This is a genomic window from Klenkia terrae, from assembly GCF_037083865.1.
GTDB classification, from domain to species: domain Bacteria; phylum Actinomycetota; class Actinomycetes; order Mycobacteriales; family Geodermatophilaceae; genus Klenkia; species Klenkia terrae.
In genome coordinates, this window is record NZ_JBAPLV010000015.1 from 39,471 (window position 1) to 58,548 (window position 19,078).

Annotated in this window: 21 protein-coding genes and 1 tRNA gene; 12 read left to right on the forward strand and 10 right to left on the reverse strand. The window is 74.2% G+C overall.

The window, feature by feature from the left end; translation table 11 throughout:
- Positions 1 to 247: 247 nt before the first annotated feature.
- Both UXQ13_RS14280 and UXQ13_RS14285 read left to right on the forward strand, forming a co-directional pair.
- Positions 248 to 320: transfer RNA gene (locus UXQ13_RS14280), tRNA-Lys, on the forward strand.
- Between the two features lie 65 nt (positions 321 to 385).
- Complete coding sequence (locus UXQ13_RS14285) at positions 386 to 1,159, forward strand: GGDEF domain-containing protein (protein ID WP_225233092.1); 774 nt, start codon at positions 386 to 388, stop codon at positions 1,157 to 1,159.
- 14 nt (positions 1,160 to 1,173) lie between these two features.
- Here UXQ13_RS14285 and UXQ13_RS14290 read toward each other — a convergent pair whose 3' ends face one another.
- The gene (locus tag UXQ13_RS14290; RefSeq protein WP_225233091.1) at positions 1,174 to 1,737 is read right to left on the reverse strand and encodes a M15 family metallopeptidase; all 564 of its coding nucleotides are present in this window, start codon (positions 1,735 to 1,737) and stop codon (positions 1,174 to 1,176) included.
- Positions 1,738 to 1,863: 126 nt separating this feature from the next.
- On the opposite strand from UXQ13_RS14290, the gene UXQ13_RS14295 reads away from it, so the two are divergent.
- The 5 genes from UXQ13_RS14295 (at position 1,864) to UXQ13_RS14315 (ending at position 5,677) form a co-directional block, all read left to right on the forward strand.
- Complete coding sequence (locus UXQ13_RS14295) at positions 1,864 to 3,060, forward strand: sensor histidine kinase (RefSeq protein WP_225233090.1); 1,197 nt, start codon at positions 1,864 to 1,866, stop codon at positions 3,058 to 3,060.
- 14 nt (positions 3,061 to 3,074) lie between these two features.
- Positions 3,075 to 3,737 (forward strand): response regulator, encoded by a 663-nt coding sequence (locus tag UXQ13_RS14300; protein ID WP_225233089.1) that lies wholly within the window; start codon positions 3,075 to 3,077, stop codon positions 3,735 to 3,737.
- Between the two features lie 64 nt (positions 3,738 to 3,801).
- On the forward strand, positions 3,802 to 4,281 hold the full coding sequence (locus tag UXQ13_RS14305) for a DUF2975 domain-containing protein (protein WP_225233088.1): 480 nt from the start codon (positions 3,802 to 3,804) through the stop codon (positions 4,279 to 4,281).
- Positions 4,281 to 4,502 (forward strand): helix-turn-helix domain-containing protein, encoded by a 222-nt coding sequence (locus UXQ13_RS14310; RefSeq protein WP_225233087.1) that lies wholly within the window; start codon positions 4,281 to 4,283, stop codon positions 4,500 to 4,502. The genes UXQ13_RS14305 and UXQ13_RS14310 overlap by 1 nt, the downstream gene beginning before the upstream one ends.
- Positions 4,499 to 5,677, forward strand: coding sequence for an NAD(P)/FAD-dependent oxidoreductase (locus tag UXQ13_RS14315; RefSeq protein ID WP_225233086.1), 1,179 nt, complete (start codon positions 4,499 to 4,501; stop codon positions 5,675 to 5,677). Before UXQ13_RS14310 ends, UXQ13_RS14315 begins: the two co-directional genes overlap by 4 nt.
- Here UXQ13_RS14315 and UXQ13_RS14320 read toward each other — a convergent pair.
- Entirely contained in the window at positions 5,610 to 5,852 is a 243-nt protein-coding gene (locus UXQ13_RS14320) for a hypothetical protein (protein WP_225233085.1), read from the reverse strand. The two genes, UXQ13_RS14315 and UXQ13_RS14320, sit on opposite strands and share 68 nt — an antisense overlap.
- A 13-nt stretch (positions 5,853 to 5,865) precedes the next feature.
- Positions 5,866 to 6,555 carry an IclR family transcriptional regulator gene (locus tag UXQ13_RS14325; RefSeq protein WP_263639363.1) on the reverse strand — a complete coding sequence of 230 codons (690 nt, stop codon included), beginning with the start codon at positions 6,553 to 6,555 and terminating at the stop codon, positions 5,866 to 5,868.
- A gap of 126 nt (positions 6,556 to 6,681) precedes the next feature.
- Here UXQ13_RS14325 and UXQ13_RS14330 point away from each other — a divergent pair, with 126 nt between their 5' ends.
- From UXQ13_RS14330 to UXQ13_RS14340, 3 genes are all read left to right on the forward strand, one after another.
- Positions 6,682 to 7,284: an acyl-CoA-like ligand-binding transcription factor gene (locus UXQ13_RS14330; protein ID WP_336392467.1), complete on the forward strand. Its 603-nt coding sequence runs from the start codon at positions 6,682 to 6,684 to the stop codon at positions 7,282 to 7,284.
- A gap of 37 nt (positions 7,285 to 7,321) precedes the next feature.
- Positions 7,322 to 8,887 carry an MFS transporter gene (locus tag UXQ13_RS14335; RefSeq protein ID WP_336392468.1) on the forward strand — a complete coding sequence of 522 codons (1,566 nt, stop codon included), beginning with the start codon at positions 7,322 to 7,324 and terminating at the stop codon, positions 8,885 to 8,887.
- 63 nt (positions 8,888 to 8,950) lie between these two features.
- Positions 8,951 to 9,694, forward strand: a complete 744-nt coding sequence (locus UXQ13_RS14340) for an enoyl-CoA hydratase/isomerase family protein (protein WP_225233082.1) — start codon at positions 8,951 to 8,953, stop codon at positions 9,692 to 9,694.
- 3 nt (positions 9,695 to 9,697) lie between these two features.
- Here the strand turns inward: UXQ13_RS14340 and UXQ13_RS14345 are convergent, their stop codons facing one another.
- Positions 9,698 to 10,720 carry a YihY/virulence factor BrkB family protein gene (locus UXQ13_RS14345; RefSeq protein ID WP_225233081.1) on the reverse strand — a complete coding sequence of 341 codons (1,023 nt, stop codon included), beginning with the start codon at positions 10,718 to 10,720 and terminating at the stop codon, positions 9,698 to 9,700.
- A gap of 122 nt (positions 10,721 to 10,842) precedes the next feature.
- Positions 10,843 to 11,496: an FMN-dependent NADH-azoreductase gene (locus UXQ13_RS14350; RefSeq protein WP_225233080.1), complete on the reverse strand. Its 654-nt coding sequence runs from the start codon at positions 11,494 to 11,496 to the stop codon at positions 10,843 to 10,845.
- A 79-nt stretch (positions 11,497 to 11,575) separates the two neighbouring features.
- On the opposite strand from UXQ13_RS14350, the gene UXQ13_RS14355 reads away from it, so the two are divergent.
- Complete coding sequence (locus UXQ13_RS14355) at positions 11,576 to 11,926, forward strand: winged helix-turn-helix transcriptional regulator (protein ID WP_225233079.1); 351 nt, start codon at positions 11,576 to 11,578, stop codon at positions 11,924 to 11,926.
- 6 nt (positions 11,927 to 11,932) lie between these two features.
- On the opposite strand, the gene UXQ13_RS14360 is transcribed toward UXQ13_RS14355, so the two are convergent.
- On the reverse strand, positions 11,933 to 13,405 hold the full coding sequence (locus tag UXQ13_RS14360; protein ID WP_225233078.1) for an MFS transporter: 1,473 nt from the start codon (positions 13,403 to 13,405) through the stop codon (positions 11,933 to 11,935).
- Between the two features lie 216 nt (positions 13,406 to 13,621).
- Here UXQ13_RS14360 and UXQ13_RS14365 point away from each other — a divergent pair, with 216 nt between their 5' ends.
- On the forward strand, positions 13,622 to 13,771 hold the full coding sequence (locus UXQ13_RS14365) for a hypothetical protein (protein ID WP_225233077.1): 150 nt from the start codon (positions 13,622 to 13,624) through the stop codon (positions 13,769 to 13,771).
- A gap of 1 nt (position 13,772) precedes the next feature.
- On the opposite strand, the gene UXQ13_RS14370 is transcribed toward UXQ13_RS14365, so the two are convergent.
- The 4 genes from UXQ13_RS14370 to UXQ13_RS14385 form a co-directional block, all read right to left on the reverse strand.
- Entirely contained in the window at positions 13,773 to 15,563 is a 1,791-nt protein-coding gene (locus UXQ13_RS14370; protein WP_225233076.1) for an acyl-CoA dehydrogenase, read from the reverse strand.
- A gap of 22 nt (positions 15,564 to 15,585) precedes the next feature.
- Positions 15,586 to 16,491: an alpha/beta fold hydrolase gene (locus UXQ13_RS14375; protein ID WP_336392469.1), complete on the reverse strand. Its 906-nt coding sequence runs from the start codon at positions 16,489 to 16,491 to the stop codon at positions 15,586 to 15,588.
- Positions 16,492 to 16,578: 87 nt separating this feature from the next.
- A complete protein-coding gene (locus UXQ13_RS14380) occupies positions 16,579 to 18,537 on the reverse strand; it encodes an MDR family MFS transporter (RefSeq protein ID WP_225233074.1) in 1,959 nt (652 codons plus the stop codon).
- Positions 18,534 to 19,067 (reverse strand): MarR family winged helix-turn-helix transcriptional regulator, encoded by a 534-nt coding sequence (locus UXQ13_RS14385; RefSeq protein WP_225233073.1) that lies wholly within the window; start codon positions 19,065 to 19,067, stop codon positions 18,534 to 18,536. The genes UXQ13_RS14380 and UXQ13_RS14385 overlap by 4 nt, the downstream gene beginning before the upstream one ends.
- Between the last annotated feature and the right edge of the window lie 11 nt (positions 19,068 to 19,078).

Here is a 19,078-nt window from a genome sequence, read left to right on the forward strand (position 1 = left end):
GGACTCCGCCGACGCTAGGTGACCCTGCGTGGTCGCGGCATCCCTCGATCGGTGCCGACCGGGCCCTGAACGGGTGACCACCGACCCCGGCGGCTGCGTTCGGTCACCGCGGCCGCAGTCGGTCACCCGGCAGGGATCCGGTCACGGCACGCGGTGACCGGATCCCTCCCCGGTGACCGGGCGCGGCACGGGATCGCCGGGCCGTCGCGCCGCGGGACCGTAGGCTCGTCGGGCGGCGATCCGTCGCGGGCCTCTAGCTCAACTGGCAGAGCAGCGGACTTTTAATCCGCGGGTTGTGGGTTCGATCCCCACGGGGCCCACTCCCGTCGCGGCGTCCCCCGGTCGAGCTCTACGCCGATCGCGCGTCGTGGTCGATGATCACCCCGTGACCACGTCCGGACCGGATGCCGCCCGACCGGACGACCGCCCACCGTCGGGGGTGCGGGCGGTGGTCCGCCTGGTCGTCGCCGGCACGATCGCGTCGGTCGTCATCACGCACCTGGCCTACCTCGCGCTCGGGCTCACCTTCGACGCGCTGCCGGTGAAGCTGGTCGCGCACGGGCTGCCGTTCCTGATGCCGCTGGTCATCGCGCCGATCACGGCCATCCCGTGGGTCCGGCTGCAGAACCGGTTGGCCGCCGCGAACGCGCGCCTGGCGCAGGAGGTGGACCGGCGCACCGCGCTGCAGGACGAGCTGGAGCACCAGGCACGCACCGACCCGCTGACCGCGATCGCCAACCGGCGCGGGTTCTTCGAGGCCGCCGAGGCGATCGCGGTCGAGGGCGCCGTCGTCGTGCTGCTGGACCTGGACGACTTCAAGTCCGTCAACGACACCCTGGGCCACGCCGCCGGGGACGTCGTCCTGCAGGCGGTGGTCCGGGTCGTGGAGGGCGTGTGCCGGCCGCCCGGCGGGGTCGTCGGCCGGCTGGGCGGCGACGAGTTCGTCGCGCTGCTCCCGCCGGGCTGCGGACCCGTGGCCGCCCGGCTGCGGCAGCGGTTGGCCCGGCTGGAGGTGCCCGTCCCCGGACGCGGGACGGCGATCACCTCGGCCTCGGTCGGCGTGGTGGTCATGGCCGCCGGCCAGTCGGTCGACGAGGCGCTGGCCGTCGTCGACACCGGGATGTACGAGCGCAAGCGGGCCGTGCGCGGCCTCGCCTGACCAGCATCGGCTGATCACCCGGCCGTGGCGTCGGCCAGCGGTTCCGGGCACTCGCCGCCGCGCGAGGTCGCCAGCTCGACGTGCCACGCCTCGTTGGCGTAGGTGCGGCACAGCCCGTAGTCCGACCCGAACCGGCTCAACCAGTCCATCGCCTCGTAGGGCGCGACGTCGACGGCGCGGCCGGTGACGTGCTGGGAGTGCTCGGGGCTCAGCACGAACCGGCGGGCCTCCTCCACGCTGCCGTGCTCGGCCACGGCCTGGTCGAACAGCGACTGCTGCAGCGCGGCGCTGCGCCAGCCGCTGGTCACCTGCACCTGGACGCCGTCCCCGGCCGCCGCGGTGGTGGCGTCCTGCAGGGCGTCCAGCAGCGCCCGCTCCAGGTTCGACACCGCGGCCTGGCTGGTGTCGAACGGCGACAGCGAGGTGCCGTCGGGCAGGTAGCCGTCCTCGGGGCCGATCACCGTGCCCTCCGGGGTGGTCATGGTGGGGGACGGCGAACCGGCCACGGCGGTGCTGGCGCAGGCGGCCAGCACCAGCGACGACAGGAGCAGGGCCAGGGGACGGCGGGTGCGGGGCATGCAGCCACGCTCGCCGCCCAGGGCCCCGGCCACCTCCACCCGCGGTGCCGGGATCGGGCCGCCGGTGCCGACCGACCGGTACCCCAGGGGGATGTCCGATCGGCCGCGGGCAGCGATGCTCGTGCTGTGCAGCCACCCCCGGACGGCCCCGCCCCCCGCGGCTGGCTGGTCGACGCCCTGCCGGCGCTGGTCGTCGCCGGTGTCGGGCTGGTCGACGTCGTCCGGCTGTTGCCGTTCCTGCCCGGCCAGGGGGCGCAGCTGGCCGCCGTGGTGCTGGGCACCGTGGCCGCCGTCCTCACCTGGCGGCGGCTGCCGTCGCTGGGCATCGGGCTGGCCTGGCTGACCTGCGCGCTGCAGGTGGTCACCTACGTGCCGCCGCTGGTCACCCAGGTCGCCCTGGCCCTCGTCGCGTTCGGCGCGGCCCGCTGGGGCCGGCCGGCCACCGTCGCGGTCGCCGGCATCTCGTTGCCGCTGGGCGTGCTGATCGGCCTGCTGCTGTTCCGCGACGGCTGGTTCCCCGGCAGCGGCGGCAGCTTCCGCGAGGCCCTGGCCCCGCTCATCTCCAGCAGCACCACGCTGCAGGTCGGCGTCGTCGGTCTCGGGCTGGGCACGCTGGCGCTGCCGTGGCTGGCCGGGCTCGCCGTCCGGTTCCTGGTGCGGGCGCGGACCTCGCAGCAGCAGCAGCTGGCCGCCGAGGCCCGCGAGCAGGAGAGCGCCGAGGTCGCCCGGCTGCGCAGCGACCAGGCCCGGCTGGCCGCCGACGTGCACGACGTCGTCGGGCACTCCCTGGCGGTGATCCTGGCCCAGGCCGAGTCCGGCCAGTACCTGCCCGACGACGACCCGGCCCGCCTCAAGCAGACCCTGGCGGTGATCGCGACGTCGGCCCGCAGCTCGCTGCAGGACGTGCGCACCGTGCTGCAGGCCACCCGGTCCGACGGCCGGACGCCGGACGTCGTGCTCGCCGACCTCGACGACCTGGTGGAGGGCGTGCGGCGCAGCGGCCGGGAGGTCGTCGACGCGCAGACCGGGCGGCCGCAGCCGTTGCCGCCGGAGCTGGCGCAGGTGGCCTACCGGGTGCTGCAGGAGATGGTCACCAACGCCCTGCGGCACGGCCGGCGGGACGCCCCGGTGCAGGTCGACCGGATCTGGGACGACGGCCTGTGCCTGCGGGTGGCCAACGGCACCGACGGCGCCGCGCCGTCCCCGGGTGGGCGCGGCCTGGTCGGCATGCGGGACCGCCTCGCCTCGGTCGGCGGCCGGCTGGACGTCGAGCCCGGACCCGACCGCTTCGCCGTCACCGCCCGGCTGCCGGTCCGCCGGTGACGCAGGATGCCGGTGTGGACGACGACATCCGGGTGCTGCTCGTCGACGACCAGGAGCTCTTCCGCGCCGGCGTGCAGGTGATCGTCGATGCCCAGGAGGGCATGCGCGTGGTCGGCGTGGCCGGCGACGGCCACGAGGCGGTCCGCGCGGTCGAGGAGCTGGCGCCCGACGTCGTCCTGATGGACCTGCGGATGCCCGAGCTGGACGGCGTGGAGGCCACCCGCCGGATCCTGGCCCCGGACGCGGTGGCCGCCCGGGCCCGCCCGGTCCGGGTGGTGGTGCTGACCACCTTCGACCTGGACGACCGGGCGGCGACGGCGATCCGGCACGGCGCCAGCGGGTTCCTGCTCAAGGACACGACGCCGCTGCAGCTGCGCGACGCGATCCGTACGGTGCACGCCGGCAACGCCGTGCTGGCCCCGCGCGACCTGGCCACCCTGCTGGACAGCCGGCCGCCGGCGCGGTCGCCGGTGCCGCGGGTGTTCGGTGATCTGACGGAGAAGGAGCGCGAGGTGTTCGCCGCGGTGGCGCAGGGGTTGTCCAACGGCGAGATCGCGCGGGCGGCCTACCTGTCGGAGTCCACCGTGAAGACCCACGTCGGCGCGGTGCTGCGCAAGCTCGGCCTGCGCGACCGGGTGCAGGTCGTCGTCTTCGCCCACGAGCACGGCCTGGTCTGACCCACCCGGGCGACACGGGTGGGAAGCGATTGACTTTCGATAGGTATCTATCGAGACTCGATGCATGTCGCGCCGTGTCGGGGTCGTCCCGCTGCTCCGGATCGCCCTCGTCCTGCTGTTCGTCCTGCTGGTGTTCCTGCAGACCTTCGCCTTCCCGGGCCAGTTCGCCGCCCTGGCCCGCGAGGACGCCGACCTGGCCTGGGCGCGCTGGCCGCTGACCGCGGTCGCCGTGGGCACCCTGCTCGGGTTCGAGGTGGTCGTGGTGGCCACCTGGAAGCTGCTGGGCATGGTCGAGCGCGACCGCATCTTCACCACCGACGCCCTGCCCTGGGTGGACCTCATCGTGCGGGCCACCGCCGCCGGGGGTGCGGTCTTCGCGGTCGGCTTCGTGCTCGTCGGGTTCGCCGCCGAGGACCCCGGCCTGCCGCTGCTGCTCTTCCTGGTGCTCGTCGGCATCGTGGTCGTCGAGCTTGTCGTGCTGGTGCTGCGCTCGCTGCTGCGCCAGGCCACCGCGCTGCGCAGCGACCTGGACGGGGTCATCTGATGCCGATCCGGGTGCGCATCGACGTGGCGCTGGCGCAGCGCGGGCTGGGGGTGACCGAGTTCGCCGAGCTGGTCGGCCTGACCCCGGCCAACGTGGCGGTGCTGAAGAACGGCCGGGCCAAGGCGGTGCGGTTCAGCACCCTGGAGGCGATGTGCCGGGTGCTGGACTGCCAGCCCGGCGACCTGCTCGAGTGGGTCCCCGACACCGCCGACCGCACGTGACCGCCGTCGACGTCCTCGTGGTCGGTGCCGGCCTGGCCGGGCTGCACACCGCCACCGGGCTGGCCCGGCAGGGGCACGACGTCGTGCTGGTGGACCGGCGGGCCGCCCTGGACGGCGCGATCCGCACCACCGGCATCTTCGTGGCCAAGACCCTGGCCGACTTCGACCTGCCCGAGGACTGCCTCGGCCCACCGATCCACCGGGTGGTGCTCTACCCGCCGGGGCTGCGCGGTCCGGTGACGCTGGACAGCCCGCGGGAGGAGTTCCGGGTCGGTGACATGGGCCCGCTCTACCTCGCCGCCGCCCGCGACGCCGTCGACGCCGGCGTGCTGCTCGCCCTGGGCACCCGCTACGACGGGTGGGACGACGGCACCGCCACCCTGGTCGGCCCGGGCGGCACCAGCCGGGTCCGGGCCCGCTTCCTGGTCGGTGCCGACGGCGCCCGCTCCCGGGTCGCCGCGGACCTCGGGCTGGACCGCAACCGGCTGCTGCTGGCCGGCGCCGAGGAGGTCTACCCGGTGCCGCGGCACGACCGGCCGCCGACCTTCCACTGCGTGCTGGACCCCACGGTGGCGCCGGGCTACCTGGCCTGGGTGGTCGACGACGGCGAGCACGCCCACGTCGGGGTCGCCGGGCACGCCGACCGCTTCCCGCGCGGCATGCGGGCGGCGCTGCAGGAGTTCGCCGCCACCGCGCCGGGGCTCGCCGACGTCCCGCGCCCGGACGACGTGGAGAAGCGCGGCGGCCCGATCCCGGTCGGCGGGCTGCTCCGCCGGATCGCCGGGCCGGCCGGGCTGCTGGTCGGCGACGCCGCCGGGGCGGTCTCCCCGCTCACCGCCGGTGGCCTGGACCCCTGCCTGCGGCAGGCCGCGCTGGCCGTCGAGGTGCTGGACCGCGCGCTGCGCACGTCGTCCCGGGAGGTGCTGGCCGGCTACGACGGCGCGGCGCTGCCGGAGCGGTTCCGCGGCCGCCTGCTGCTGCGCCGGGGCCTGTCCGCGGTCCGCTCGCCGGCGCTGGTGAGCGCCGGGTTCCCGCTGCTGCGGACCCCGCCGGGGCGGGCGGTGGCCCGCGCCGTCCTCTTCGGGGACCGGTCGTTCCCCGACCGGGTCAGCGGCGGCCGCGGAGCCGGGGAGCCAGCACGACGCCCAGCAGGACCAGCGCGACGACCAGGATGACGATGTCGCCCCAGGGCCAGATCGAGCCGGTGTCGCCCTGCGCCAGCCCGTAGACCGCGTAGGCGCCCACGAGCACCGGGACCGCCGTCCACCAGACGGGGGTCTTCGGCTTCTCGGGGGTCGCGCCGGGGTCGGGATCGGCCACGCGGTCGGGGTCGGGAGCGGGGTCGGTCATGCCTGCACGGTAGTCAGCCCAGGACCGCCGACACGCGATCGGCGGCGGACACCAGCACCGGGCCGATCTGGCCGTCGTCCACGGCCTGGTCCACGAAGATGACGGCCAGCGCACCGGCGGCCGAGCCGTCGGGACGTCGCACCGGCGCGGCCACCGACCGCATGCCGGCGATGACCTCGCCCAGCGACGACACCCAGCCCCGCTCGCGCGCGGCCAGCAGCACCGGCCGGTCGTCGTCGCCGGGGGGCTCGGGGATGAGCAGGGCCAGCCCGGTCGCGCCCAGGTGGACCGGGTGCCGGTTGCCGGGGCGGAACGCCACGTGCGCGGGGGAGTCGCGGGGTTCCACGGCGTTCACCGTCACCGCCTCGTCGCCGTCCCGGACCACCAGGAACGCGGTCATGCCGAGCTCCCGCACCAGGCGGGCGAGCTCGGGGGTAGCGGCGGCCTGCAGGGTGCGCCGCACCGACCGGGACAGCCCGACGACGCCCAGGCCGACCCCGTAGCTGCCCTCGGCGTCCCGCTCGACCAGCCGGTGCGCCTCCAGCGTGCGCAGCAGCCGGTAGGCGATCGAGCGGTGCACGCCCACGGCGGCGGCCACGGTGGCGATGGACTGCGGTTCGCGGGTCGCCGCCAGGTGCTCGAGCACCCGGATGCCGCGGTCCAGCGTCTGGGACGCCGGGACCGCGTCGCTGTCCTCGCTCACCCGCCACCCTCCACGCCCGTGCCTGTTCGGGGATCAAACCATCCCGGACCCGTCCGGACGGCGTCGGCCGCGCGGTGATCGGATGCACACTGGGCAACGTTGCACAGTGTGCAGCGAAGGTGTCTGATGTCGTCGGTGACCACCACCGGGCTCCGCGAGCGCAAGAAGGCCGACACCCGGGCCGCGCTGGCGGCCGCGGTGCTCCGGCTGTCCTCCGAGCGCGGCTTCGACCACGTCACCGTCGAGGACGTCACCCGGGCCGCCGACGTGTCCTACCGGACGTTCTTCAACCACTTCGCCTCCAAGGAGGAGGCGCTGCTGCAGCCCGAGGGCGCCGGCCGGCCGGGCCTGGCGGAGCGGCTGGCCGAGCAGGACCCGGCGCTGCACCTGCTGGACGCCGTCCGGGCCGCGCTGCGCACCGAGCTCGAGCGGTTCGAGGCCGACGCCGGCACCTGGCGCGCGCGGTTCGCCGTCTTCGCCGCGACCCCGGCGCTGCTGCCCCGGCTGGTCGAGCTGTCGGCCAGCGACGAGCGGTCGATCGCCGGCGCGGTCGCGGCCCGCACGGGCACCGACGTCGACGCCGACCTCTACCCGGCCCTCGTCGCGGCCGTGCTGACCGCGGCGACCCGGGTGGCCGTCATGCGCTGGCACCGGATGCCCGACACCCCGCTGGCCGCCGTCGTCGACGAGGCGCTGGACGCCCTCGCCGCCGGCCTGCCCACCCCCTGACCCACCCCGTCGCGAACCAGAACAGGAAGGCACACCCGTGACCACCACCCAGGACCCGGCCGCCGGGACCGCTGCCAGCACCCGGGCGGTGATGGACCGCCGCCAGGTGCTGCAGGCCCTGTCCGGCCTGATGATGGGCGTGTTCGTGGCGATCCTCGCCGGGACCGTCGTGTCCAACGCGCTGCCCACGATCATCGCCGACCTCGGCGGCAGCCAGTCCGTCTACACCTGGGTGGTCACCGCCGAGCTGCTGGCGATGACCACGACCGTCCCGCTGTGGGGCAAGCTCGCCGACCTGTTCAGCCAGAAGCTGCTGGTGCAGTCCTCGCTGGGCCTGTTCGTCGTCGGCTCGCTGGCCTCGGGCCTCGCTCAGGACACCACCATGCTCATCGCCGCCCGGGTGGTGCAGGGCATCGGCGCCGGTGGTCTGACCGCGCTGGTGCAGATCGTGATGGCCGCGATGATCCCGCCGCGCGAGCTGGGCCGGTACGCCGGCATCTTCGGCGCCGTCTTCGCCGTCGGCACCGTCGCCGGACCGCTGATCGGCGGCGTCCTGGTGGACACCTCCTGGCTGGGCTGGCGCTGGTGCTTCTTCATCGGCGTGCCGTTCGCGCTGCTGGCGATCGTGCTGCTGCAGAAGACGCTGAAGCTCACCCAGGTCACGCGCGAGGGCGTCCGGGTCGACTGGCTCGGCGCGCTGCTGATCACCGCCGGCGTCTCGACGCTGCTGATCTGGGTGACCCTGGCGGGGAACAGCTACGACTGGGTGTCGGTGCCCAGTGCGCTGCTGGTGGCCGGCGGCCTGGTCGTGCTGGCCCTCGCCGTCTGGGTCGAGTCCCGGGTGTCGGACCCCGTCGTGCCGCTCACGATCTTCCGCAACCGCACCGTCGCCCTCACCGTCGTCGCCAGCGCCCTGGTCGGCATCGCGCTGTTCGGCGGGACGGTGTTCCTGAGCCAGTACTTCCAGATCTCGCTGGGCTACTCGCCGACCGCCGCCGGGCTGCTCTCGCTGCCGATGATCTTCGGTCTGCTGGTCTCCTCCACCGTCGCCGGCCAGCTGATCACCCGGACCGGCGTCTGGAAGCGCTACCTGGTCGTCGGCGCCGCGCTGATGACGCTGGGCTTCGGGGCGCTGGCCACCATCTCGGCGGACACCTCGATCGTGCTCATCGGGGTCTACATGCTGGTCATGGGCGCCGGGGTCGGCATGCTCATGCAGAACCTGGTGCTCGCCGCGCAGAACGACGTCCCCGCCGCGCAGCTGGGCTCGGCCACCTCGGTGCTGAGCTTCTTCCGCAGCCTGGGCGGCACCATCGGCGTCAGCGTCCTCGGCGCCGTGCTGGCCGCCCGGGTCGCCTCCGACCTGGGTGCCCTCGGTGGCGGATCGGGCTCCGGCGAGGCCGCGGTCCCGGACGTCTCCACGCTGCCGGCCGAGGTGCGCACCCTGGTGCAGGACGCCTACGGCAACGCCACCGCCGAGCTGTTCCTCATCGCGACCCCGCTGGCCGCGCTGGCCCTGATCGTCGTCCTGTTCATCAAGGAGAAGGCGCTCAAGACCACCACCGGCGCCCAGCGGCTGGAGGAGGAGCGCACCGCTCCCTGAGCGGCATGGTCTGATCACAGGGCCCCGGCAGAGCTGCCGGGGCCCTGTCCCGTGGAGGTACGAGTGCCCGAGGTCCTGCTCGAGGTCGCCGACGGCGTCGCCGTGGTCACCCTCAACGCGCCCGACCGGCGCAACGCCCTGACCCCGGCGATGGCCGCGGAGTTCATCGCGGTGCTGGACGAGGTCGACGGCCGGTCCGACGTCGGCGCGCTGGTGCTGACCGCGGTCGGCAAGAGCTTCTGCGCCGGCGGCGACGTGCAGACCCTGCTGGACGCCGGCCAGGACCCCGCCGCCGAGGCCGCCTGGGACGGCATGGGCGCGATCTACGACTCGTTCTACCGGCTGGGCCAGGTCGCCGTCCCGACCGTGGCCGCGGTCCGGGGGTCCGCCGTGGGTGCCGGGATGAACATGCTGCTGGCCGCGGACCTGCGGGTCGTGGCCACCGACGCCCGGCTGATCTGCGGGTTCCTCAAGCGCGGGCTGCACCCCGGTGGCGGTCACTTCGTGCTGCTGTCCCGGCTGGTCGGGCGCGAGGCCGCCGCCGCGATGGCGCTGTTCGGCGAGGAGGTCAGCGGTGCGCGGGCGGCCGAGCTCGGCCTGGCCTGGGCCGCGCTGCCGGCCGAGGACGTCGAGCCCCGCGCGCGGGAGCTGGCCGCCCGGGTCGCCGCCGACCCCGCACTGGCCCGGGTCGCCGTCGGCAACTTCCGCAAGGAGACCGGCCCGCCGCACGTCAGCTGGGAGATCGCCACCCAGTTCGAGCGGCCGGCGCAGATGTGGTCGATGCGCCGGTCCGCCGAACAGGGCTGACCCTCAGGTCGTCTTCTGCTCCTCGGGCTCCGCGCGGGCGTCGAGCTGGATCTCCTTGTCCGCGCGGGGCACGCCCTCGCGCAGCTCGATGGTCCGCTCGCGCTCGGCGTCGAGCTCCAGGCCGATCAGCAGGACCAGGTTGGTGATCCACAGCCAGACCAGGAAGACCACGACGCCGGCCAGCGCGCCGTAGGTCTTGTTGTAGCTGCCGAAGTTGGCCACGTAGAAGGCGAACAGCGCCGAAGCGACGATCCAGACGACCAGCGCGAACGCCGCACCCGGGGAGACCCAGCGGAAGCCGCGCAGCCGGACGTTGGGCGTCGACCAGTACAGGACGGCGATCATGATCGCGACGATGACCACCATCACCGGCCACTTGGCGATGTCCCAGACCGTGGTCGCGGTGCTGCCCAGGCCCAGGGCGTTGCCGATGGCGTCGGTGAGCGGGCCGGTCGCCACCACCGACAGCGCGATGAGCACCACGAAGAGGATGCCGATCAGGGTGATCAGCAGCTGCAGCGGCTTGAGGACGTAGAACTTCCGTCCCTCGGGCGTCTCCCAGATGACGTTGGCCGCGCGGGTGAACGCCCCGACGTAGCCCGAGGCCGACCACAGCGCCCCGGCCAGGCCGACGACCAGGCCGATGCCGGCGGTCGACGTGCTGCCGGCGACCTGCTCGATGACCCCGCTGAAGGTGTCCGCCGCGGTCCCGGGCGCCACCTGGTTCAGCACCTGGGTCAGCGCGTCGGTGACCTGCTGCGGGTCGAACACCAGCCCGACGATCGAGACCAGCGCGATCAGCGCCGGGAACATCGCCAGCACGAAGTAGTAGGTGAGCGAGGCGGCCCAGTCGGTGAGGTTGTCCTCGCTGGTCTCGCTGAGCAGCCGGCGGAAGGTGCCACCGGTGGTGGCCTTCCCCGGTGCGCCGGTCGGGGCGTGGTCGGCCCGGCCGCCGGCGGAGATCTGCTCGTCGCCGGGGGCCGGGTCGGCGGTGCGGGGTCGGCCGGTGTGTGCGCTGCTGGACATCGGTGCTCCGGGCGGTCGGTGTGGGCGGTGGTCTGCTTCCCCGTCCATGCCGCCGTGCCCCGCCCGTGCGCCCGGGAACCACGGACCGGTCCGGCGGGGGACGCAGCCCCCGCCGGGACCGGTCAGGCCGCCTGGCGGACCGAGGTCAGCCGGCGGCCGTGCTCGGCGGCCTCGACCTCGGCGGCCTCCTTGAGCTCGGCGGCCATCTCGGTGAAGTCGTCCAGCGCCGGGTTGACCCCGACCAGGGTGAACTCCCGGGTGACCACGGTGAGGTCGAGCTGCCAGACGTCGGCCAGGATGCGGCGCAGCCAGCCGGTGGCGTGGTCCCAGTCCTCGCGCGGGGTGCCGGCGCTGTAGTTGCCGCCGTGCACGGTCACCAGGACGGCGGGCTTGCCGGCCAGTGCGGGCTCGGCCCGCGGGCCCATGCGGGGGTCGGTGATGACCAGGTCGACCCAGGTCTTCACGTGCTGGGAGACGCCGAAGTTGTACAGCGGGACGGCGAGCAGCAGTGCCTCGGCGTCGACCAGCTCGTCGGTCAGCGTGGCAGCCAGGGCGAGGGCCCCGGCCTGCTCAGGGGTGCGCTGGTCGGCCGGCAGGTAGGAGCCGGCGACCGCGGCGCCCCAGGCGTCGGCCGGGAGCGGCTCGGTGCCCACGTGCCGGCGGGTGACGGGGGCGTCGGCGTTCCCGGCCTGCCACTTCGCCTCCACGATGTCGGCGATGGCGCGGCTGGCGGAGCCCTCGGTGCGGATGCTGGCGTCCAGGCGGAACAGGGACATGGCTACCTCGCTAGGTTCGTAGAGGTCGCTAGGAAAAACAGAGCGACGCCGCAGAAGCTAGCACGAGTACGCTCCACCCGTGGTCGACGACGTGCAGCACGAGCCCCGCGCCTGCGACGCGGCGCTGGCGCACGCGTTCGGCTTCCTGGGCAAGCGCTGGAACGGCATGGTGCTGGGGGTGCTCAGCGGCGGCCCCGCCACGTTCAGCGAGCTGCGCCGGGCGGTGGGCGGCATCAGCGACTCGGTGCTGTCCGACCGGCTCTCCGAGCTGGCGACGGCCGGTCTGGTGCAGCGCACGGTGGACGAGGGCCCTCCGGTCGGGGTGACCTACGCGCTCACCGCGACGGGCAGCTCGTTGACCCCGGTGCTGGACCAGCTGGCCGGGTGGGCGGCGCAGAACCTGCCCCCGCGCTGCCCGTCGGCGGGCTGACCCGCCTCAGCGGATCCCGCTGACCGGGGACCACTCCCCGGCGCACGCGGTGGCCCGCTCGACGTCCTCGAGCTCATCGGGTCGCCGTCCCCCGGCGCGCCGCTCGCCGGCCCGGCCCCACAGCGCCGCGGCTGCGGTGACCAGCGCGCTGCCGCCGCCGAGGATCGCCACCACGGTGAAGGACCCGCTGCTGGGCAACCCGGTGGCGTCGGCCGACCCGGCGACCACGGTGATGATCAGCGCGCTGGCCAGGGCGCTGCCCACCGAGCGGGTGATCGAGTTGACCCCGTTGGCCACGCCGGTCTCCGCCGGCTCCACGGCCTGCACGACCAGGGCCGGCAGCGCGGCGAAGGCCACGGTGACCGCGAGCTGGGTGAGCAGGCCGACCAGCACGACCACCCAGGGCGTGGCCCGCGCGGTGGCGAACAGGGTGAACCCGACCAGCCCGGACCCGGCGCCGATCAGCAGCGTGGTCAACCCGCCGATCCGGGCGACCACCTGCCCGGCGAACGGGGCCAGCACGATGCCCGCGACGCCGCCGGGCAGCAGGTAGACCACGGCCGCCTCGAGCGTCGACGCCCCGAACCCGTAACCCGCGGCGGCCGGCACCTGGACGAACTGGGTGACCGCGAGGAAGGAGGCGAACAGCCCGAACCCGGTCATCAGCCCGGCGATGTTGGGCACCAGCATCCGCCGGTCGGTGAGCAGCTGCGGGCGCACGAGCGGGTGGGTCCGGCGGCGCTGCAGCACGACCCAGCCGGCCAGCACGACGACCGCGCCGACCAGGCAGCCGATGGTGCCGGGGGAGCCCCAGCCCCAGGTGTGGCCCTGGGACAGCGGCAGCAGGAGCAGCACGAGCCCGGCCCCGAGGACGACGGCGCCCCACCAGTCGACGCCGCCGGTGGCGCTGGCCGGCCGGTCGGGCAGGGCCCAGGCGGCCAGCGCGAGGGCCACCAGGGCGATGCCCAGCCCCAGCCAGAACGGGCGGTGGTAGTCCCCGCCGTCGGAGGTGAGCAGGCCGGTGACCACCAGGCCGATGACGCCGCCGACGGCCAGCGTGCTCGACACGATCGACATGGCCACGGTCAGCCGGGCGGCGGGCAGCTCGCGGCGCAGGATCGAGATGGACAGCGGGAACAGCCCGTAGGAGGCCCCCTGCAGCACCCGGGCGACCAGCAGCAGCGGCAGCGAGGTGGTCAGGACGGCCAGCAGCGTGCCGACGCTGATGACGACGAGGACGCCGAGCACGACCCGGCGCTCGCCGAGCGTGTCGCCCAGCCGGCCGATCACCGGGGTGAGCACCGCCGCGGCCAGCAGGTTCGCCGTCAGCACCCACCCGGCGGCGCCGGCGCCCACCCCCAGCTGCTCGGCGATGACCGGCAGCATCGGGACGACGAGGGACTGCAGCAGGGACAGCGTGGTGACGGCGAGTGCCAGCGTGAGCACCAGCAGCCCGGCCGCGGGGGTGCGGGTGCGCACGGGTCCTCCTGGGGGTGGGTCGACGACGGAGACGGTTGCATCAGACCACGACCGCGCGGGCCGTGAGGAGCGTTACCCAACGTTCACCTGGGTTCCTGCAGGAACGGGGTTCAGATGCCGAAGATGCGGGCAGGACGGTTTCGGACGTCGCGCCGGTGACTGCTGGTGCTTGTTCGACAGGATGGGGAGACAGACCCGATGGTGTTGTGGCCGCTCGTGACCCTCGTGGGGTTCCTGCTGCTGACCGGAGTGGTGATCATGATGGGGACCCACTCGACCTCCCGCTACGAGGCCGAGAAGCGCACCGCCTCCGCCCCCCGGGCCCGGCACGCCGCCGAGCCCGCCTCGGCCCCGGTCTCGGCCTAGCTCAGAACCAGCCGGGCTGCGCCTCCAGCGTCGTCCGGTCCAGGCTGGCCAGCAGGTCCAGCTGCGGCCCCGTGCGGGGCAGCTCGTACCGCTGGAAGTACCGCGCCGCGGCGCGCTTGCCGGCGTAGAAGTCACCGGTCGCGTCACCCGCGGCCAGCACCTGCTCCAGCCAGAGCCAGGCCACGACGACGTGCCCCACGGCCTCCAGGTAGACCGTCGCGTTGGCGAGGGTGACGTCGGGGTCGCCGGCCGCCCAGAGCGCCGCCGTCACCTCGCCCACCCGGGTCACCGCGGCGTCGACCTCCGCGGCGAACCCCGCCCACTCGGTGCCGGCCGCCCGGGCCGTCGTCGCGGTGATGGTCTCGGCCAGCACCCGCAGCCCCTCGCCGCCGCCGGCCACCACCTTGCGGCCGAGCAGGTCCAGGCCCTGGATGCCGACGGTGCCCTCGTGGATGGGGTTGAGCCGGTTGTCCCGGTAGAACTGCTCGACCGGGAAGTCGCGGGTGTAGCCGTAGCCGCCGTGCACCTGGATGGCCAGGTCGTTGGCGACCAGCCCCCACTGGGACGGCCAGCTCTTGGCGATCGGGGTGAGCACCTCGAGCAGCGTGTGCGCCCGGGCCCGCGCGTCCTCGGTGTCGGCGGTCGTCTCCTCGTCCACCAGCTTGGCGCAGTAGAGGCCCAACGCCAGGCCGCCCTCGACGTAGCTCTTGGCGGCCAGCAGCATCCGGCGCACGTCGCTGTGCTCGACGATCGGCACCGGGGGAGCGGCCGGGTCCTTGCCCGCCGGCGGGCGGCCCTGCGTGCGGGTGCGGGCGTACTCCACGGCGTGCAGGTAGCCGGTGTAGCCCAGCGCCGTCGCGCCCAGGCCGACGCCGACCCGGGCCTCGTTCATCATGTGGAACATGGCCGCCAGGCCGCGGTTCTCGCTGCCGACCAGCCAGCCGACTGCACCGGGGGCGCCACCGGGGGTGTGCACGCCCTCGCCGAAGTTCAGCAGGGTGTTCGTCGTCCCGCGGTAGCCCATCTTGTGGTTCAGGCCGGCCAGCACGACGTCGTTGCGCTCGCCCAGGCCGTCCCCCTCGGGCAGGAACTTCGGGACGACGAACAGCGAGATGCCCTTCACCCCGGCCGGTCCGCCCGGGACCTTGGCCAGCACCAGGTGGACGATGTTCTCGCTGAGCTCGTGGTCCCCGCCGGAGATCCACATCTTGGTGCCGGTGAGCCGGTAGGTGCCGTCGTCCTGGGGCACGGCCTTGGTGGTGATGTCGGCCAGCGAGGAGCCCGCCTGCGGCTCGGACAGCGCCATCGTGCCGAACCAGCGGCCCTCGGCCATCGGCCGGACGTAGGTGTCGATCTGCTCCTGGCTGCCGTGGGCGAGCAGCAGGTGGGCGTTGGCCATGGTGAGGAACGGGTAGGCCGAACTGCCCACGTTGGCCGCCTGGAACCACGCGGTGGCGGCCTTGCTGACCACCTGGGGCAGCTGCATGCCGCCGAGCTCCTCGGGCAGCGTGCCCGCGGCCAGCCCGGCCTCGCCGAACACCTTGAGCGCCGCGGCCACCTCGGGGATCAACACCACCTTGCCGTCGACGACGTGCGGCTCGTTCTCGTCGGCCTTGCGGTTGTGCGGCGCGAAGTGCTCCGTGGCGATCTCGGCGGCCAGGTCCAGGACGGCGTCGAAGGTCTCCCGGTCGTGCCCGGCGAACCGCTCCCGCTCCGTCAGGGTCTCCACCTGCAGCCACTCGTGCAGCAGGAAGTCCAGGTCGCGACGGGACAGGATCAGGGAGTCGGCCACGCCCGCCACGGTAGGCCGGGCGTCAGAGGAAGGCGCGCAGGGCGGCCACGGTCTCGGCCGGGCGCTCGTCGACCAGGAAGTGCCCGGCGTCGACGGCCTGGCCGGTCACGTCGTCGGCGCGCTCCCGCCAGACCGCCAGGACGTCGTCCGGGCCGGTGCCGACGACGCCCTTCGACCCCCACAGCACCAGCAGCGGGCAGGTGACCCGGCGCCCGGCGGCGGCGTCGGCCTCGTCGTGCTCCAGGTCGACCGAGGCGCCGGCCCGGTAGTCCTCGAGCATGGCGTGCCGGGTGGCGGGGTCGGCGAAGCAGCGTTCGTACTCGGCGAGCTGGGCCGGGGAGTAGGCGTCCAGCGCCGCGCTGCCCCAGCCGCCGAGCAGGCTGTGCAGGTAGCCGACCGGGTCGCCGGCGATCAGCCGCTCGGGCACCGGCTCGGGCTGCAGGTAGAAGAACCAGTGGTAGTAGGCGGTGGCCAGCCGGCGGTCGACGTGGCCGTAGACGTGGGTGGTCGGCAGCACGTCGAGGACGGCGGCCCGCTCGACGGCACCCGCGTGGTCCAGGGCCAGCCGATGGGTGACCCGGGCGCCGCGGTCGTGGCCCACCACGGCGTAGCGCTCGTGGCCCAGCTCCCGCATCAGCGCGGCGACGTCGGCGGCCATCGCGCGGAAGGAGTGCCCGGCGTGGCCCTCGCCGTCGGCGGGCTTGCCGGAGTCGCCGTAGCCGCGCAGGTCCGGGACCACCAGGGTGTGGTCGCGGGCCAGGTCCGGGGCGACCGAGGACCACATGACGTGGGTCTGCGGGTAGCCGTGCAGCAGCAGGAGCGGCGGCCCCTCGCCCAAGGTGACCGCGTGCACCGTCGTCCCGCCGTGCTCGTGCTCCACGTCGGTGTGCACGACGGCGGAGCCGGGGAACAGCGGGTCGGTGGCCATGCGCCCACCCTGCCCCTCCGGGCCCGTGCACGCACGAGGCCCCCGGCCGCGGGGTGCGGTCGGGGGCCTCGGTGCGGTGCTGGTCGATCAGCTGTCGCGGCGGTCACCGGGCAGGTGGTCGGCCGGGATGCTGGCCAGGCCGGTCGGGGTGTCGCCGTCCCCCTCGTGCTTGCCGTGGTCGGCCGCGGCGGTGTCCTCGTGCCGGCCCAGCGGCTGGTCGGCCACCCGGGCGTGCCGACCGGTGTCGGTCAGCGTGTCCGTGTCCTGCGCGGGGTCCGCGGTCGGGGCGCCGTCCTGGGAGGGAGCGCCCGTGGCGGCGGCCGAGGTGGGTGCCGCGGCGCCGGCGGCGTTGGCCGACCGGGTGGCGGCGTCCGCGGAACCCTCGCCCTCGGCCTGGCCCTGCATGCCCGAGGTGGTGCGCAGCTCGAGCTGGGGCAGGAAGACCAGGACCAGGAAGCCCAGGGCGACGACGCCCGCGGCGATGAGGAACACCAGGTCGATGGAGCTGGAGAACCCGTCCTTGAACGGGGCCGCCAGCGTCGCGTCGATGCGCTGGAAGATCGACGTGTCGGCCAGGTCCGTGCCCGCACCCTGCAGCTGCGCCGCCTGGTCCGGGTTCGCGGCCGCCGCGGCCTGGAAGGCCTCGGTGCCCTGTGCCTGGGCGTAGGCCGCCGGCACCTTGTCGCCCAGCGCGGAGAACAGCACCGACAGGAACGCCGCGGTGCCCAGGGTCCCGCCCATCTGGCGGAAGAAGGTCACCGAGGAGGTGGCCACGCCGATCTCGCGGGGGCTGACGGCGTTCTGCACGGCCAGGATGATCGGCTGGAAGTTCCAGCCCAGGCCGACGCCCAGCAGGACCATGAACGGCACCAGCGACCACACCGAGGTGTCGGAGTCGACGATGAACGACAGGCTCACCAGCGCGATCACCATGAGCACGACGCCGACCATGGGGAACAGCCGGTACTTGCCGGTGCGGGCGATGATCTGGCCGGCCGAGATCGAGCCGAGCATGATGCCGCCGACCAGCGGGATCATCTGCAGGCCGGCCACGGTCGGGCTGGAGCCGTGCACGATCTGCAGGTACTGCGGGAGCAGCAGGATGCCGCCGAACATGCCGGCGCCCAGCACGATCGAGGACAGCGCGCTGATCGTGAAGGTGCGGTTCTTGAACATCCGGATGGGCAGCAGGGCGTCGTCGCCGTAGGAGCGCTCGGCGAGGAAGAACCAGACGAAGCCCAGGGCGCCGACGACGTAGGCGATCAGGGCCTTCGGGTCGGTCCAGCCCCAGGTGCGGCCCTGCTCGGCGACGATCAGCAGCGGGACCAGGAAGACGATCAGGCCCAGCGCACCCGGCCAGTCGATCTTGTGCCGGTTGCTGCGCACGGGCAGGTGCAGGTTCTTGAAGACGACGGCCAGCGCGATGGCGCCCAGCGGGACGTTGACCCAGAAGATCCAGCGCCAGCCGGCGAGGCCCAGGATCGAGTCCTGACCGGCGAGGAAGCCGCCGATGACCGGGCCCAGCACCGAGGAGGTGCCGAAGACGGCCATGAAGTAGCCCTGGTACTTGGCGCGCTGCCGGGGCGGCACGATGTCGGCGATGATCGTCAGCGCCAGCGACATCAGGCCACCGGCGCCGATGCCCTGCAGGGCGCGGAACGCGGCGAGCTCGTACATCGAGGTCGAGATGCCGCAGAGGAACGACCCGACGACGAAGACGCTGATCGCGAAGATGAAGAACGGCCGGCGGCCGTACATGTCGCTCAGCTTGCCGTAGAGCGGCGTGGCGATCGTCGAGGTGATGAGGAAGGCGGTCGTCGCCCAGGCCTGCAGGTCGTAGCCCTGCAGGTCGTCGGCGATGGTCCGGATGGCCGTGGAGACCACGGTCTGGTCCAGTGCGGCCAGGAACATGCCCAGCAGCAGGCCGACCAGGATGGTCATGATCTGCCGGTGGGTGAAGGCCCCGGAGGCGTCCGGTGCCGCGGCGGCCGCGCGGGCGTCGCGCTTGTCGGCTGCCGCGCCTGCGCGGTCGGTGGTCTGGGTCATCGGTCCTTCTCGGGGGTGGGGAGGGAGGGATCGGGCTGGGCGATCGTGGTCAGCTCGGGGAGGACGGCGGTGAGGTCGTCGACGAACCGGTGCAGGTGGCTGGTGAAGGTGCCCAGCTCCTCGGCGGTCCAGTCGTTGGTGACCCGGTCGAAGAGGGCTTCGCGCTCGGCGCGCATCGTGGCGGTCACGGCCTCGCCGGCGTCGGTGACGACGAGGTTGCTGGCCCGGCCGTCGGTGGCGTCGGCGACGCGCCGGACGAGGCCGCGCTCGACGAGCAGCGCGACGTGCCGGCTGACGGTGGAGGGGTCGGCGTGCACCATCTCGGCCAGCGCGCTCTGCCGCTGCGGGCCGTAGCGGACCAGCGGGAAGAGCAGCACGTGCGCGGCGCGCTCGCGGGCGGCGTCGTCCTGGCCGGCGATGGTGGTCTTCAGGGCGTGCACCACGCGCATGAGGCGGGACACCTCGTCGGACAGTGCGTGGGCACCCGCGTCGTGCACCTGGCAGGGCGCCATGGTGAGGGAGTCGGTCATGCGGTCCTCGG

Coding starts and splice junctions, on each gene's coding strand:
- UXQ13_RS14310 (WP_225233087.1), top strand. CDS start 4,281: ATGCCGATCCGGGTGCGCATCGACGTGGCGCTGGCGCAGCGCGGGCTG.
- UXQ13_RS14350 (WP_225233080.1), bottom strand. CDS start 11,496: ATGTCCCTGTTCCGCCTGGACGCCAGCATCCGCACCGAGGGCTCCGCC.
- UXQ13_RS14380 (WP_225233074.1), bottom strand. CDS start 18,537: ATGACCCAGACCACCGACCGCGCAGGCGCGGCAGCCGACAAGCGCGAC.
- UXQ13_RS14385 (WP_225233073.1), bottom strand. CDS start 19,067: ATGACCGACTCCCTCACCATGGCGCCCTGCCAGGTGCACGACGCGGGT.
- UXQ13_RS14375 (WP_336392469.1), bottom strand. CDS start 16,491: ATGGCCACCGACCCGCTGTTCCCCGGCTCCGCCGTCGTGCACACCGAC.
- UXQ13_RS14330 (WP_336392467.1), top strand. CDS start 6,682: ATGTCGTCGGTGACCACCACCGGGCTCCGCGAGCGCAAGAAGGCCGAC.
- UXQ13_RS14290 (WP_225233091.1), bottom strand. CDS start 1,737: ATGCCCCGCACCCGCCGTCCCCTGGCCCTGCTCCTGTCGTCGCTGGTG.
- UXQ13_RS14305 (WP_225233088.1), top strand. CDS start 3,802: ATGTCGCGCCGTGTCGGGGTCGTCCCGCTGCTCCGGATCGCCCTCGTC.
- UXQ13_RS14345 (WP_225233081.1), bottom strand. CDS start 10,720: ATGTCCAGCAGCGCACACACCGGCCGACCCCGCACCGCCGACCCGGCC.
- UXQ13_RS14320 (WP_225233085.1), bottom strand. CDS start 5,852: ATGACCGACCCCGCTCCCGACCCCGACCGCGTGGCCGATCCCGACCCC.